Here is a 14,321-nt window from a genome sequence, read left to right as displayed (position 1 = left end):
AGTTCAGGCGCTGCGCGGGGGGAAGGGGGCGGCGGGAAAAACCGCAGCGGCGGTGATCCGGCTGCGCCGGATACGAGAGACGCTGTCTCTCGTGCTCTCCGGAGGTTTATCAGCAAGATGAAGGGGCCGCGGGTTCGATGCCGCGACCCCTGGGGTCGTCATCCGGTCGTGACGGACAGTTCGGCTTAGCCCGTCTGTTCGTCCAGCGCGGCCTGGATGGCCTGTTGGGTCATGCCGATGCGCAGGGTCTGCATCTCGCCCGACTCCTCGACGATGACGGGGACGTTGATGACGGTCACGTCGGTGTCCAGAGCCTCGCCCAGGCGGATGGTGGCGATGACATTGCCGTCCACGTCGGTGCGGATGCGCTGGGCCTCGCCGATCACCACGTCGTCGGACGAGATCACCTCGCCATTGCCGGTGACGACCGTGTCGACCGCGGTGTCGCGCGCCGTTTCCGTCATCATTTCTGAATCCGCCATCGGGTCGGTCACCGATTCAGACGCGTTTTGCGCATAGACGGCGCCGGCGGCGGTAAAGCTGCTGAGTGCGAGAATGGTCAGGGTCTTTTTCATCGTTTCCTCCAGTCTTTCGAGGTGGGCAGTATCGCCCGCTGGCAGCACAACGAGCCGCGACGCCTGAGGTTTCTGACGATTTCGTGAGGTTTCGGCGGCGGAGTGTCCGCGCCGCCGCGTTGGGGCTGTGCCCGCCCGCCGCAGGTGTCGATGATTGTCTTCAGACTTTCTACGAAGCGTGTCATTCCGGTTATCGCCCGTGTCTCACCCTCGCCTCGGTCTTCGGCTTTGCCGGTGGCGAGACCAGAGCCTCAGGGGAGGGGCGATCTGAGCCTCGGCACCGGACACCCCGTGGCGCAAGGGGTCGAGCGCTTCGTCGGCGTTTGTCGCGATCTAGGCAGCATCGGGACCGATAACGACACGGTTCGTCGCATCGCACCATTCGGTCGACAGCCGCGAGTCACGCCGGGGGTCGGCATTGCCACGCGATTGTGCTGCCGGAGGCCGCTCGCGATCCGGTCGATGCGGCGGCGCGGCTCGCCTTGGATCGCGACGAAGCCGTCGTTGGCGCCGATGGCGGCGCCCGCGAAAAAAAAAGGCCGAGCTAAAAAGCTCGGCCGAAGTCCAACAGGGAGGTTGAAGATGACGCGCCGTAGGGCGCTGCATCGTTCGAATGCTCAATTAGGGGGCGTTCGGCGAACGATCAAGAAATATCGCGCCGCAGATGCAGCATTCCCGCTATGCGTGCCATGCATATCACACTCGTCAGTCCAGCTGCTTGGCCTTCATCTGTTGGCGATGGGCAAAGATTTCCTCCTGCACGAAGTCGCGGAACGCGGCGATCCGCTTGGATTGGCGCAATTCTTCCGGGTAGGCCAGAAACACCGGCACCTCGTTCGATTCCACGTCCGGCAGGACACGCACGATGCTGGGGAAATCCTCGATGATGTAATCGGGCAACACGCCAATTCCGAGGTTCGAGATCACCGCCTGCAACACGCCGAAATAGTTGTTCACCGTGAGGGTGGAGCGGATGTCGAAGGTCATCAGTTCCTGCACCAGGTTCAGGCCTGCGCCCACCTGCGCCGACCGGGGGTTCTGGCAGATCAGGCGATGGGCATACATGTCGTCCATGGTTTGCGGCGCGCCGTGGGTCTGCAGGTATTCGGGCGAGGCGTAGAGCCGCATGCGGATGTGCATCAGCCGCTTGCGGATCAGGTCGGCCTGGCTGGGTTCCTTCATGCGGATGGCCACGTCGGCCTCGCGCATGGGCAGGTCGAGCAGCCGCTCCTCGAGCATCAGGTCGATGTTGAGGTCTGGGTATTTCTCGTAGAGCTTGGGCAGGCGCGGCGCGAGCCAGAGCGAGCCGAAGCCGGTGGTTGTGGTGACGCGCAATTCGCCAAACACCTCTTCCTCGGAATCGCGGATGCGGGCGGTGGCGGCGTCGATGCGTTTCAGCATCGACGAGGTGGCGTCGAACAGCAATTCGCCCTGTTCGGTGAGAATCAGCCCCCGCGCATGGCGGTGAAACAGCGTGGTGTTGAGCGATTCCTCGAGCGCGCGCACCTGGCGCGAGACCGCCGATTGCGACAGGTGCAGCGTGTCGCCGGCATGGGTGAGCGACCCGGCATCGGCCACGGCGTGAAATATTCTGAGCTTGTCCCAGTCCATGAGAGCGGCTTTCCGTTGTTCGTGCAGCAAAACACGAAAGAATGAAGATTTGAGGGCATAAGGCTGTGTAGGCTCGGAAATACAACCACAAACCGCTAGTAAGGTCAGCTATTTTGACCTAAAATCACCGCGAAATGTGCGATCATTGGGCGACGGGAGGCGAGCGATGACCAAACAAGACATCACCCTGAACGACAGGTTCGACCTCGGCAAAGACCGCGTGCTGCTGAACGGCACGCAGGCTCTGGTCCGGTTGATGCTCATGCAGAAGGCGCGCGACCGGGCGGCGGGGCTGAACACCGCCGGATACGTCACCGGCTATCGCGGCTCGCCGCTGGGGGCGGTGGACATGCAGATGAACCGCGCGGCGAAGGAACTGGCGGCGGCGGATGTGCTTTTCAAGGAAGGGTTGAACGAGGACCTGGCTGCGACGGCGCTCTGGGGCAGCCAGCAGGCGGAGCTGCGCGGCGAGGGCAAGTACGACGGGGTCTTCGGGCTTTGGTACGGCAAGGGGCCGGGGGTGGACCGGTCGGGCGACGTGATGCGGCACGCCAACATGGCCGGCACCTCGAAACATGGCGGCGTCATCATGGCCATGGGCGACGATCACACCGGCGAATCCTCGACCGTGCTGCACCAGTCGGAATGGGCGATGGTCGATGCCTACATGCCGGTGGTCTCGCCCGCGGGCGTGCAGGAAATCCTCGACTACGGCGTCTATGCCTATGCGTTGTCGCGCTTTGCCGGCCTCTGGGTCGGGCTCAAGACGATGAAGGACACGGTCGAGGCGACGGCGGTGGTCGATGGCCGACCGGAGCGCATGTCGCTGGTGGTCCCGGCGTTCGACATGCCCGAGGGCGGGCTCAATATCCGCCTCGCGGACACGCCACATGCGCAGGAAGCGCGGATGATCGACCACAAGCGCTTTGCGGCAGAGGCGTTCTCCCGGGCCAACGGCATGGACCGCCGCGTCTGGGGCAAGCCCGGTGCCAAGATCGGGCTGGTGGCGGCGGGCAAGAACTGGCTCGACCTCGTGCATGCACTGTCGCTGCTGGGTCTGACCGAGGCCGAGGCAGCGCGGTTGGGGATCACCACCTACAAGGTCGGACAGACTTTTCCTCTGGACATGCAGGGGTTCCACGACTGGGCCGAGGGGCTGGACCTGATCGTGGTGGTCGAGGAAAAGCGCAAGCTGATCGAGGTGCAGATCAAGGAGGCGATCTTCAACGACCGGCAGGGGCGGCGCGTCTACGGCTGGCACAAGGGCGGCGGCGCGGGGTCGATGCACGGGCCGGAGCTTTTCCCGACGCGCGGGGCGCTCGATCCGTTCCTGATCGCCGAAAAGCTGGGCGAAATTCTCGTCGAGGAGGGCAGGGGCACCGACCGGATCAAGGCGGCGCTGGGCGACTTGGGCGAGGCGCGGCGCGCCGACAATCAGACCGAGATCGCGGCGCGTCTGCCGTATTTCTGCGCCGGCTGCCCGCATAATTCATCGACCAAGGTGCCGGAAGGCAGCCGCGCCTATGCGGGGATCGGCTGTCACTACATGGTGCAATGGATGGACCGAGAAACCACCGGATTCACCCACATGGGCGGCGAGGGGGCCAACTGGATCGGAGAGGCGCCGTTTTCCAACCGGCCCCACGTTTTCCAGAACCTCGGTGACGGCACCTACAACCATTCCGGCGTGCAGGCGATCCGCGCGGCGCTGCTGGCGGGCACCAACATCACCTACAAGATCCTTTACAACGACGCCGTGGCGATGACCGGCGGGCAGAAGAACGACGGGGGCCTCAGCCCGCAGCAGATCGCCGCCGAACTCAAGGCCATGGGGGTGGGCCGCGTCGCGGTGGTCTACGACGAGAAGGAAGAGATGGACCTCACGTCCTTTCCCAAGGGCGTCGAGACCCATGAACGGGCCGATCTGGAGACTGTCCAGACCGACCTGCGCACCGTGCCGGGGGTGACGGCCATCGTCTACGTCCAGACCTGCGCCGCCGAAAAGCGCCGCCGCCGCAAGCGCGGCAGGTTTCCCGACCCCGACACCCGCGTCTTCATCAACACAGATGTCTGCGAAGGCTGCGGCGATTGCGGGGTGCAGTCGAACTGCGTCGCCATCGTGCCCGCAGAGACCGAGCTGGGCCGCAAGCGCGCCATCGATCAGAGCGCCTGCAACAAGGATTTCTCCTGCCTCAAGGGCTTCTGCCCGTCCTTCGTGACGCTCGACGGCGCAGAGATGAAGAGGGGCGCCACGACCGCGCTCGAGCTGCCGGACATGCCGGACCCCGTGCTGCCGCGGATCGACGGAACCTGGAACATGGTGGTCACCGGCGTCGGCGGCACCGGTGTCGTGACCATCGGCGCGGTGCTGGCGCAGGCGGCGCAGATCGACGGCAAGGGCGCGGGCATGATGGAAATGGCGGGCCTGGCGCAAAAGGGCGGGGCGGTGCACATCCACTGCCGCCTGGCCGAAACGCCCGAGGACATCAGCGCCATCCGTGTCGCCACCGGAGAGGCCGACGCGCTCATCGGCGGCGATCTGGTGGTCAGCGCCGGGGCCAAGACCATCGGTCTGATGAAGACCGGCCGCACCGGCGGCGTCGTCAACAGCCACGAGATCATCACCGGCGAGTTCACCCGCAACACCGACTTTGCCTTGCCCTCGGACCGGCTGGCCATGGCGCTGGAGGCGCGGCTTGGCGACCGGCTGGATCTCTTCGACGCGTCGGAACTGGCGCGGGCCACGATGGGGGATTCGATCTTTTCCAACATGATGCTGTTGGGCGCGGCCTGGCAGCGCGGGCTGGTGCCCCTGTCGAAAGACGCGCTGACAGCGGCGATCGAGCTTAACGGTGCCGCGGTCGAAAAGAACCTGCGCGCCTTCGAGATCGGGCGCTGGGCGGTGCTGGACCCAGCGGCGGCGGCGCAGCTTCTCCGTCCTGCGGAGGTCGTCGCGCTGCCGAAGTCCCTGGAGGACAAGATCGCCTTCCGGGCCGAGCACCTGCGCGCCTACCAGGGCAAGCGGCTGGCAAAACGCTACCGCAAGCTGGTCGACGGGATTTCGGATGCTGCGCTGAAAGAGGCCGTTGCAAAGGGTTATCACAAGCTGTTGGCCTACAAGGACGAATACGAGGTGGCGCGCCTGCATCTCGACACCCGGCGCAAGGCGGCGGAGCAGTTCGGCGGCGATTTCCGCATGTCCTTCCACCTGGCCCCGCCGATCCTGTCGAAGATCGGTCCGGACGGCCGCCCGCAGAAGAAACGCTTTGGCGAGGGCATGTTGCGCGGCTTTGCCCTGCTGGCGCGGCTCAAGGTGCTGCGCGGCACGCCGCTCGATCCCTTCGGGCGCAGCGACGAACGGCGCATGGAGCGGGCGCTGATCCGCGAATACGAGGCGGACATGGCCGAGGTCCTGCCGAAGGTCACGCCCGCAACCCGCGACGCGATTCTGGCGCTGGCGGAACTGCCCTTGCAGATCAAGGGCTTCGGACCGGTAAAGCAACTCAACGCCGAACGCGCCGCCAAGCGCCGCGAGGAACTGCTCGCGGTGATCCGCGCCGGTGGCGAGGTGGCGGACAAGGCGGCGCAATGAGCCGTGACATGAAACGTTTACGCGGCTGTTACACATCTGCGCCAAGACAGGGTCGGGACCAGCCACGGGGCACTTGAATGGACAACCGGCGCCAGATCGCGCGTGACATCAGCTATTCCTATTCCGCCAGCACCCGCGGCGGGCGCGCGATGATCCGGCTGATGGAGAACGCGACCGGTCGGCTGAGCCTGATCAAGCGCGCCCGTGGCTACGAGGCCGAGGTCGCCGCGGGCCGGGACTTTTGGCAGGTGATGGTCGAGCGTTACGGGCTGAAGCTCGACGTCGTGGGCGGCAGCCTCGACAGCATCCCGCGCGACGGGCCGCTCATCGTCATCGCCAACCATCCCTACGGCATCCTCGACGGGCTGATGCTGGGGCATATCCTGTCGGTGGTGCGGGGCGATTTCCGCATCCTCGCGCACCGGATCTTCCGCAAGGCGGCGGACCTCGAGCGGGTGATCCTGCCGGTGTCCTTCGACGGCACGCGCGAGGCGGTGGCGCAGAACGTCGAGACGCGCAAGACGGCGCTGGCCTACCTCGCGCAGGGCGGGGCGGTGGGCGTTTTTCCCGGCGGCACGGTGTCCACCGCCGTGACGCCCTTCGCCAAGCCGATGGATCCGGGCTGGCGCAGCTTCACCGCGCGGATGGTCGCAAAAAGCGGCGCCACCGTGGTGCCGGTCTATTTCGACGGCCACACCAGCCGGCTCTTTCAACTGGCAAGCCACCTGCACACGACGCTGCGCATGGGTCTGCTGATCCAGGAGTTCCGCAAACGGGTCGACACGCCGGTGCGCGTGGTCATCGGTCAGCCGATCCCGCAGGCCGAATTGCAGGCCCGCGCACAGGACTGCCGCGCAATGATGGATTTCCTCCGCAAAGCGACGTATGAGCTTAGTCCGAATCCTCTGGCGTCCTTCGATTACGGTTTCGAATTCGAGGAACACTGGAAGATGAAGGCGTAAGCCGTTCTGACCTGAGGAAAGTCCGTCATGGCCGTGGGTGTGTTCGATTCGGGACTGGGTGGGTTGACCGTGCTCGACAAGGTCGCGGCGCGGCTGCCCGAGGTACCCTTCGTCTACCTCGGCGACAGCGCCAACGCACCTTACGGCGTGCGCGATGCCGATGACGTCTACACGCTGACCTGCGCCTCCGTCGAACGGCTCTGGGACGCGGGCTGCGACTTGGTGATTCTCGCCTGCAACACGGCAAGCGCCGCGGCGCTGCGGCGGATGCAGGAAAGCTGGGTGCCGCGCGACAAGCGGGTGCTGGGGGTCTTCGTGCCGTTGATCGAGGCGCTGACCGAACGGCAGTGGGGCGACAACTCCCCGCCGCGCGAAGTGGCGGTCAAGACCGTGGCGCTGTTTGCCACGCCCGCCACTGTGCGCAGCCGTGCCTTCCAGCGCGAACTGGCCTTCCGCGCCATCGGTGTCGATGTCGAAGCGCAAGCCTGCGGCGGCGTCGTCGATGCCATCGAAGAGGGCGACATGATCCTCGCCGAGGCGCTGGTGCGGTCCCACGTGGACGCGCTCAAGCGCAAGATGCCCGAACCCGACGCCGCGATCCTGGGCTGCACCCATTACCCGCTGATGCAGGAGGTTTTCCAGGACGCGCTGGGGCCGAATGTGTCGGTCTATTCGCAGGCCAACCTCGTGGCTGAAAGCCTCGCCGATTACCTGGGCCGGCATCCCGACATGCTCGGGCCGGGGAAGGACTCGCTGTTCCTCACCACCGGCGATCCCAAGCGGGTGTCGGACCGGGCCACGCAGTTCCTGCGACGACGGATCGCCTTCGACAAAGCGTGATGGTCCTCCATCCGCGATCCCTCTAGACTGCTATTCCAGACCAATTGCGCAGGGAGCCTGCACATGACCCATAACATCGCCATCATCGGCGCCTCGGGCTATACCGGGGCCGAGCTGATCCGGCTGATCGCCACCCATCCCACCATGCGGATCGCCGCACTTGCCGCCAATTCCAAGGCCGGTCAGAGCATGGCGCAGGTGTTTCCGCATCTGCGCCACCTCGACCTGCCGGAGCTTGTCACCTGGGAGCAGATCGACTTTTCCCAGATCGACCTGTGTTTCTGCGCCCTGCCGCACAAGACCAGCCAGGAGGTGATCCGCGAGCTGCCCAAGGATCTCAAGATCGTGGACCTGTCGGCGGATTTCCGGCTGCGCGATCCCGAGGCGTACACCAAGTGGTACGGCAATCCGCATGGCGCCGTGGAGATGCAGAAGGAAGCGGTCTATGGCCTGACCGAATTCTACCGGGCCGAGATCGCCGCGGCGCGGCTGGTGGCGGGCACGGGCTGCAACGCGGCCACCGGTCAGTACGTTCTGCGGCCGCTCATCACGGGCGGGGTGATCGACCTTGACGACATTATCCTCGATCTGAAATGCGCGGTGTCGGGCGCGGGGCGGAGCCTCAAGGAAAACCTGCTGCATGCGGAGTTGTCCGAAGGGGCCAACGCCTATGCCGTCGGCGGCACGCACCGGCACCTGGGGGAATTCGACCAGGAATTCTCGGCCCTGGCTGGCCGTCCCGTGCGGGTGCAATTCACCCCGCATCTGATCCCGGCGAACCGGGGCATCCTGGCCACGACTTACGTCAAGGGCGACCCGCAAGCCGTTCTGAACGCTTTGCAAAAATCCTATGCCGACGAGCCCTTCATCGAGGTCCTGCCGTTCGGAGAGACGCCGTCGACCCACCATGTGCGCGGTTCGAACTTCTGCCATATCGGCGTGACCGGGGACCGGATCGAGGGGCGCGCCATCGTCGTGGCCGCGCTCGACAACCTGACCAAGGGCAGCTCTGGGCAGGCATTGCAAAACGCGAATTTGATGTTGGGTGAGGACGAAACCGCCGGGCTTATGCTGGTGCCGTGCTTCCCGTGAGGCTATGCTGCGTCCAGGCGACGGCGTTCTTTGCAGCGCCGAATGAGGAGGGGTCTTGATGGCGTTGAAATCGCTCAAGAAAAAGCGGCGTATCCAGATCGTGGCGTTGGCGGCGGTGGCACTGGTCATCTCGACCGGCCTGATCGGCTATGCGATGCGTGACGGCATCAACTTCTTCCGCTCGCCCAGCCAGGTGACCGATGCACCGCCCGCGCCCAACGAGGTCTTCCGCATCGGCGGGCTGGTCGAGGAAGGCTCGCTGGAGCGGGGCCAGGGCATGCAGATCCGCTTTCGCGTGACCGATGGCGGCGCGTCGGTGCCGGTGGTCTACAGCGGCGTCCTGCCCGATCTCTTCGAAGAGAACCAGGGCATGGTGGGCACCGGCAGCTTTGTGAACGGAACCTTCGAAGCCACGGAAATCCTTGCCAAACACGACGAGACCTACATGCCCAAGGAAGTCGTGGACGCGCTGAAGGAGCAGGGCGTCTACCAGGAACCGGGGAGCTAGCTGCGCACGCTGCCCTTGCCGGACTTGCAGGCGCGGAACCAAGGCGGCCTTGGGCCGCCGCCGCGCCATCGCCGGGCCGCCCCCCGGCACGGCGATTTGACGGGACTGGGTGCGACGTGGCCAGGTCGTGCGGACCAGGCGGGCATAATGCGCCGAGCGGCATCGCCGCACCGCGGCCCGACGCTAGCGCGGCGTGCACGGCGCGTTTGCCCTCACTTCTTGATCGGCACGCCGTAAAGCTCCAGCTTGTGGCCCTTGAGCCGATACCCCAGCTTCTGCGCGATCTTTTCCTGCAGCGCCTCGATCTCGGGATCGACGAATTCGATCACCTCGCCCGAGTGCATGTCGATCAGGTGGTCGTGGTGGTCCCGCTCCGCATCCTCGTAGCGCGCGCGCCCGTCGCCGAATTCCACCCTCTCGAGAATCCCCGCCTCTTCGAACAGCTTCACCGTCCGGTAGACCGTGGCGATCGAGATGCGCGGGTCGCGTTCGGCGGCACGGGCGTAAAGCTCTTCCACGTCCGGATGGTCCATCGCGTCCTCGAGCACCTGCGCGATGGTGCGGCGCTGGTCGGTCATGCGCAGCCCCTTGGCTTCGCAGCGAGAGATGATCGTATCGGACATGGCGCCTCGCGGTCTGGTGCTGCCTCTTTAGCCAATCCGGGCGGGCAAGGCCAAGGCCCGATTGCCCGCCGCTGCGACGCAGCGCTTGACTTTATCGCCCCGAGGGCGCATTTGCCACTCACCGATTGTCTTCTGCCGCGTGAGCAGGTGACCGGCGCCAGATGCGCCGCGTGTCTATAAAGACCTCGGGACGCTTCCAAATTCACGCGTGGGGCATGGGGTGCGGCGGCATTCGGGCATGGGGTCCGGTGCTGACATGCGGCCCCGCCACCGATGTGGCCCGCAGGGGCCAAATAGGGCGCGCGAGCCGCGCACCCTGAAAGGACTGACTTTGAACGATTTTACACAGATGGGCCTGCCCGAGAAGCTCGTGGCGCGCCTGGCCGATATGGGCCTGACCGAACCGACGCCGATCCAGAAGGGGGCGATCCCCTTTGCCATGGACGGACGCGACGTCATGGGTCTTGCGCAGACCGGCACCGGCAAGACCGCCGCCTTCGGCCTGCCGCTGGTGGCGCATATCGGCGCCATGGGCCGGCCCGAACCCAAGGGTGTGCAGGGCCTTGTCCTGGCGCCGACGCGCGAACTGGCCGGCCAGATCGCCGACACCCTGCGCGACCTGACGCAAGGCTCCCCGCTCAAGGTGGCCGTCGTGGTGGGCGGGCAATCACTCAACGCCCAGTCCAAGCGGCTGGAGCGCGGCGTCGATCTGCTGGTCGCCACGCCCGGGCGGCTGATCGACCTGCTGGACCGCCGCGCCGTCCGGCTCGACCAGACCCGTTTCCTGGTGTTGGATGAGGCCGACCAGATGCTCGACATGGGGTTCATCCATGCGCTGCGCCAGATCTCCAGGCATCTGCCCGCGAAGCGCCAGACCATGCTGTTCTCGGCCACGATGCCGAAACTGATGGAAGAGCTGTCCGGAGAATACCTCGACAATCCGCAAAAGGTGCAGGTCAGCCCTCCGGGCAAGGCCGCCGACAAGATCGAACAATCGGTGCATTTCATCGCCAAGTCGGAAAAGCAGGCGCTGCTGATCGAGCTTTTGGACACCCACCGGGACGAGCTGGCGCTGGTCTTCGGCCGCACCAAGCACGGGTCGGAAAAGCTGATGAAACAGCTGGAAAAGGCCGGGTTCGCCGCGGCGTCGATCCACGGCAACAAGAGCCAGGGCCAGCGTGACCGCGCCCTTCAGGCGTTCCGTGACGGCACCGTGCGGGTGCTGGTCGCCACCGACGTGGCGGCGCGGGGGCTGGATATTCCGGCGGTACGGCATGTCTACAACTACGACCTGCCCAACGTGCCGGAAAACTACGTGCACCGGATCGGCCGCACCGCGCGGGCCGGGCGCGACGGCGCTGCCGTGGCGTTCTGTGCGCCGGACGAGGCGGGTGAACTGCGCGCCATCCAGAAGGTGCTCAAGATGACGATCCCGGTGGCCTCGGGCCGCCCGTGGGAGGGTGTCGAGGCGCCGGGTCAGGGCGGTGGCGGCAAACGCGGCGGCGGGCGTGGACCCGGTGGCGGCGGTGGCCAGAAGCCAGGCAGCGGCAAAAGCAGTAACCGGCGTCGCCGTCGGCCCAATCGCGCCAAGGCCGCTTAAGATTTGCACGCGCCGCCCCGGCGGCGCGGCTCCCCCTCAGGCCAGCGCGGCTCTGCGCCGGCGCCGGGCCTGCCGATCAGAGACGATCAGGTAGACCGTCAGCGTCGTGACCACGATGGCGCCGCCCAGCAACATGCGCGGCGTCGGCGCCTCTCCGGTGCCGAGCCAGACCCAGATAGGCCCGAGCACGGTTTCCAGCAGCATCAGCAGGCTGACGTTCGCCGCCGTCGTGTGGCGTGACGCGACCGAGAGCAGGAAGAACGACACCGGGATGATCAGCAGCGCTGTGACAAGGATCGCCGGCACCGATCCGTCGGTCATGCGGTCCACCCCGGTCAACGACAATCCTAGGGTGCCAGCCATCAGCCCGCCCAGGCCCACCGCCAGCAGGATCGGGACCTGCGGCGCATGGCGCAGGGTCACGAAGTTCAGCGCCAGCGTGAATGCCACCCCCAGCCCGAAGAGCGCCCCAAGGGCCGCACGCGGGGCTAGCGGGGCGGCGCCTTCGCCGCTGACCGCGAGGGCAATGCCCGCCAGCACCAGCAGCGTCGTGATCCAGGTGGCCCGCGGCGTGCGTTCGCCGTAGATCACCAATGACAGCAGTGCCGCGATCACCGGCACTGTGGCGATGGCGATGAGCACCACCGCCACCGGCGCCAGGGCGATGGCGTTGGGAAACAGCGAGGCGTTGCAGAACTGCGCCAGGATCACCGTGATCCCCGCCGGAGCGGCCAGTGTCGCCATGTCGGCCCGGCGCGTGCGGCTGGTCAGAGCCCAGGCGCTCAGGAACAGCGTTCCCATGCACAGCCCGCGCCAGCCCAGCATCTGCATGCCGTCCATGTCCGACAGCCGCAGGAACAGCGCGTCGGGCGACAGCAACAGCGCGGCGAATGTCGCGAGCAGCACGCCGTAGAGGGAGGTGCGGGCCATGACGGTCCTTGATGGAAAGGGCGGAGGCCGGGGGTTACTTGTATAGCGGCTTCAGCCCCATCTGCATGTGGATCATGTTCACCATCGGCTCCTCAAGGCCCATGGCGCTGGCCAGTTCGTTCAAGTATTCCGCCTCTTCCTGGGTGTCGACGCGGATCGTCATGAGAGAGGCGGAATAGACCTGCGCCCGCAGCGCCTCGGGCGTTTCGGCGGCAAGCGCCTTGGCATCGACCGGCTTTTTCAACTCGGCCTGGACAAAGGCCATGTCCTCGGCGCTGGCGTCGTCGCCCACGGTGGCGAGGATCTTGGCCTTTTCGGATTCGTCGATGCCGCCGTCGGCCTTGGCCGCCTGGATCATCGCCCGCAGCATCAGCCCGGCAGTCTTTTCCGCTTCGGGCGCGGTGTCCTTGGTGTTGAACTGGTCGAGAAGGGCACCCATGCCCTTGCCCTGCATCGCCGCGGCCCCGCCGAGCGCGCCCATCAGGCCGCCCATGGCGCCGCCGCCAGACCCTGCCGAGGACAGGAGCCCGCCGCGGTCACCGCCTGTCGAGGTCGCACCGGCGCCGCCGCCCATCATCTGCTGCATCATGCCGGCCAGAGGGTTGGCGCCTGCCGCGCCGCCTGTGCCGCCGGTGAAGCGCGACAGGTCGATGCCGTGCTCTTTCATCTTGGCCATCATCGCGTCCATCGGATTGCTGCCCTGCGGCAGACTGCCGTCTGACATCTGGTCTGCGATCTGCGCCTGGGTGTGCGAGGCGGGGTTCTTGCCCTTGACCTGTGCGCCGCCACCCAGAAGCTTGCCGGCCCCCTGACCGCCCGAGAACCTGTCGACGCCGCGCGCCGCGGCATACCCGATGGCGACCTTGGCCAATGTTCCCATGAGACCCATGTGCAAATCCTCCTCTGCAGTAGACGTTTGCGCCACCATGGCACAGATCGCGCCTTTGTGCAGGGGAAAACCCCGGGCCGCCCGGGCGGTTCCGCGGGTCAGTAGAGCTTGAGCAGCCGCAGCACCAACCAGACCGCGCCGCCCATGCCAAGGCTCGCAAGCGTCAGCCAGACAAAGGCCATCGGGTTCTCGGTGCCCGGCATGCCCGCGACGTTGACGCCGAAGAGGCCGGTGAGGAAGCCCATCGGCAGAAACACCGCCGCCACCACCGAGAGCGCGTAGGAGTTGCGCGACAGCCGCGCGTTCTGGCGCATGTCGAGGTGATCGCTGAGCGCCGCCAACCGTTCGCGCACGGCGTTGAGCTCTTCCACGGCGCGCTGTGCGCGGTTGGCGATCTCGCCGATATCCTCGCGCGCCTCGTCGTCGAGCACCGGCAGGCGGTGGTCGAGCAGCGCGTGCAGGGCGTTGGCCTGCGGCGCCAGGAACCGGCTGAGGCGGATGGCGCCCCGCCGCAGTTCCGGCAGGGTTTCGCAGACCGGGTCGGTGTCGTCGACGAAGAGCACGTCCTCGAGCGCATCGAGCCGGTCCTCGAGCGCCACGCCGTTGTCCTCGATCCGGTCGGTGAGATTTTCAAGCAACGCCGCGAGAAAGGCGGCGGGGTTCGGCGGCGCGTTCTGCGCCTCGACCTGCGCGCGCATCTCTTCGGCGGCATAGATCCGGCGGATGCGGGCGGTCACGATCAGCGTGTCCGAGGCCCAGATGCGGATCGCCACCATGTCCTCGGGGCTTTGCCCGGCGTTGAGGTTGAGCCCGCGGAAGGCCAGCACCAGCCCGCCGGAATTGCCGACCGCCCGGGGGCGGGTTTCGACCTGCTGCAAAGCCTCGGCCGCGGTTTCGGGCAGGGTCGCGTCCAGCCAGTCGGTCACGCCCGGCGCGTTCAGGTCGCAATGGATCCAGCGATAGGCGCCGGTGCGGGGCGCGTCGGGGTCGGACAGAGGGCGGGAGGTGCCGTCCGCGAAGATGTCGAAGGCGCAGATCGGGATCATGGGCACAGGGTCATGGGCAGGGGGTAACCTCTTGGAACCGGGTACTCTTTGCT

The 14,321-nt window shown here is 66.4% G+C and carries 12 protein-coding genes; 6 read left to right on the top strand and 6 right to left on the bottom strand.

Going from position 1 to position 14,321, the window contains the following annotated elements; all coding sequences use genetic code 11:
- Positions 1 to 185 precede the first annotated feature (185 nt).
- Positions 186 to 575: a hypothetical protein gene (locus DU478_RS09410; protein ID WP_114510697.1), complete on the bottom strand. Its 390-nt coding sequence runs from the start codon at positions 573 to 575 to the stop codon at positions 186 to 188.
- 705 nt (positions 576 to 1,280) lie between these two features.
- Positions 1,281 to 2,186, bottom strand: a complete 906-nt coding sequence (locus tag DU478_RS09405) for a LysR family transcriptional regulator (protein ID WP_114510696.1) — start codon at positions 2,184 to 2,186, stop codon at positions 1,281 to 1,283.
- Positions 2,187 to 2,352: 166 nt separating this feature from the next.
- Between DU478_RS09405 and DU478_RS09400 the strand changes: the two genes are divergently transcribed.
- The 5 genes from DU478_RS09400 to ccmE all read left to right on the top strand — a co-directional run bounded on the left by DU478_RS09400 (position 2,353) and on the right by ccmE (position 9,180).
- Positions 2,353 to 5,778, top strand: coding sequence for an indolepyruvate ferredoxin oxidoreductase family protein (locus tag DU478_RS09400; RefSeq protein WP_114510695.1), 3,426 nt, complete (start codon positions 2,353 to 2,355; stop codon positions 5,776 to 5,778).
- A 77-nt stretch (positions 5,779 to 5,855) separates the two neighbouring features.
- Positions 5,856 to 6,740 (top strand): lysophospholipid acyltransferase family protein, encoded by an 885-nt coding sequence (locus DU478_RS09395; protein ID WP_114510694.1) that lies wholly within the window; start codon positions 5,856 to 5,858, stop codon positions 6,738 to 6,740.
- 27 nt (positions 6,741 to 6,767) lie between these two features.
- On the top strand, positions 6,768 to 7,580 hold the full coding sequence (locus DU478_RS09390) for a glutamate racemase (protein ID WP_114510693.1): 813 nt from the start codon (positions 6,768 to 6,770) through the stop codon (positions 7,578 to 7,580).
- Between the two features lie 63 nt (positions 7,581 to 7,643).
- The gene (gene argC / locus DU478_RS09385; protein ID WP_114510692.1) at positions 7,644 to 8,672 is read left to right on the top strand and encodes an N-acetyl-gamma-glutamyl-phosphate reductase; all 1,029 of its coding nucleotides are present in this window, start codon (positions 7,644 to 7,646) and stop codon (positions 8,670 to 8,672) included.
- 58 nt (positions 8,673 to 8,730) lie between these two features.
- Positions 8,731 to 9,180, top strand: coding sequence for a cytochrome c maturation protein CcmE (gene ccmE, locus DU478_RS09380; protein ID WP_114510691.1), 450 nt, complete (start codon positions 8,731 to 8,733; stop codon positions 9,178 to 9,180).
- A 212-nt stretch (positions 9,181 to 9,392) separates the two neighbouring features.
- Here ccmE and DU478_RS09375 read toward each other — a convergent pair whose 3' ends face one another.
- Complete coding sequence (locus DU478_RS09375; protein ID WP_114510690.1) at positions 9,393 to 9,803, bottom strand: Fur family transcriptional regulator; 411 nt, start codon at positions 9,801 to 9,803, stop codon at positions 9,393 to 9,395.
- A 331-nt stretch (positions 9,804 to 10,134) separates the two neighbouring features.
- Between DU478_RS09375 and DU478_RS09370 the strand changes: the two genes are divergently transcribed.
- A complete protein-coding gene (locus DU478_RS09370; RefSeq protein WP_114510689.1) occupies positions 10,135 to 11,403 on the top strand; it encodes a DEAD/DEAH box helicase in 1,269 nt (422 codons plus the stop codon).
- Positions 11,404 to 11,439: 36 nt separating this feature from the next.
- Here DU478_RS09370 and DU478_RS09365 read toward each other — a convergent pair whose 3' ends face one another.
- The 3 genes from DU478_RS09365 to DU478_RS09355 all read right to left on the bottom strand — a co-directional run bounded on the left by DU478_RS09365 (position 11,440) and on the right by DU478_RS09355 (position 14,268).
- Positions 11,440 to 12,333 (bottom strand): DMT family transporter, encoded by an 894-nt coding sequence (locus DU478_RS09365; RefSeq protein ID WP_114510688.1) that lies wholly within the window; start codon positions 12,331 to 12,333, stop codon positions 11,440 to 11,442.
- A gap of 34 nt (positions 12,334 to 12,367) precedes the next feature.
- Positions 12,368 to 13,222, bottom strand: a complete 855-nt coding sequence (locus DU478_RS23560) for a DUF533 domain-containing protein (RefSeq protein WP_114510687.1) — start codon at positions 13,220 to 13,222, stop codon at positions 12,368 to 12,370.
- Between the two features lie 98 nt (positions 13,223 to 13,320).
- Positions 13,321 to 14,268, bottom strand: coding sequence for a zinc transporter ZntB (locus DU478_RS09355; RefSeq protein ID WP_158545762.1), 948 nt, complete (start codon positions 14,266 to 14,268; stop codon positions 13,321 to 13,323).
- Between the last annotated feature and the right edge of the window lie 53 nt (positions 14,269 to 14,321).

Source organism: Thalassococcus profundi, from assembly GCF_003344785.1.
GTDB classification, from domain to species: Bacteria; Pseudomonadota; Alphaproteobacteria; order Rhodobacterales; family Rhodobacteraceae; genus Puniceibacterium; species Puniceibacterium profundi.
Note: the sequence above shows the minus strand (reverse complement) of the source record. Positions and strands in the feature narration are given on the sequence as shown.

Excerpts from the sequence above, each read along its gene's own strand:
- DU478_RS09410 (WP_114510697.1), bottom strand. The coding sequence starts at position 575 with ATGAAAAAGACCCTGACCATTCTCGCACTCAGCAGCTTTACCGCCGCC.
- DU478_RS09405 (WP_114510696.1), bottom strand. The coding sequence starts at position 2,186 with ATGGACTGGGACAAGCTCAGAATATTTCACGCCGTGGCCGATGCCGGG.
- DU478_RS09400 (WP_114510695.1), top strand. The coding sequence starts at position 2,353 with ATGACCAAACAAGACATCACCCTGAACGACAGGTTCGACCTCGGCAAA.
- DU478_RS09395 (WP_114510694.1), top strand. The coding sequence starts at position 5,856 with ATGGACAACCGGCGCCAGATCGCGCGTGACATCAGCTATTCCTATTCC.
- DU478_RS09390 (WP_114510693.1), top strand. The coding sequence starts at position 6,768 with ATGGCCGTGGGTGTGTTCGATTCGGGACTGGGTGGGTTGACCGTGCTC.
- argC (WP_114510692.1), top strand. The coding sequence starts at position 7,644 with ATGACCCATAACATCGCCATCATCGGCGCCTCGGGCTATACCGGGGCC.
- ccmE (WP_114510691.1), top strand. The coding sequence starts at position 8,731 with ATGGCGTTGAAATCGCTCAAGAAAAAGCGGCGTATCCAGATCGTGGCG.
- DU478_RS09375 (WP_114510690.1), bottom strand. The coding sequence starts at position 9,803 with ATGTCCGATACGATCATCTCTCGCTGCGAAGCCAAGGGGCTGCGCATG.
- DU478_RS09365 (WP_114510688.1), bottom strand. The coding sequence starts at position 12,333 with ATGGCCCGCACCTCCCTCTACGGCGTGCTGCTCGCGACATTCGCCGCG.
- DU478_RS23560 (WP_114510687.1), bottom strand. The coding sequence starts at position 13,222 with ATGGGTCTCATGGGAACATTGGCCAAGGTCGCCATCGGGTATGCCGCG.
- DU478_RS09355 (WP_158545762.1), bottom strand. The coding sequence starts at position 14,268 with ATGATCCCGATCTGCGCCTTCGACATCTTCGCGGACGGCACCTCCCGC.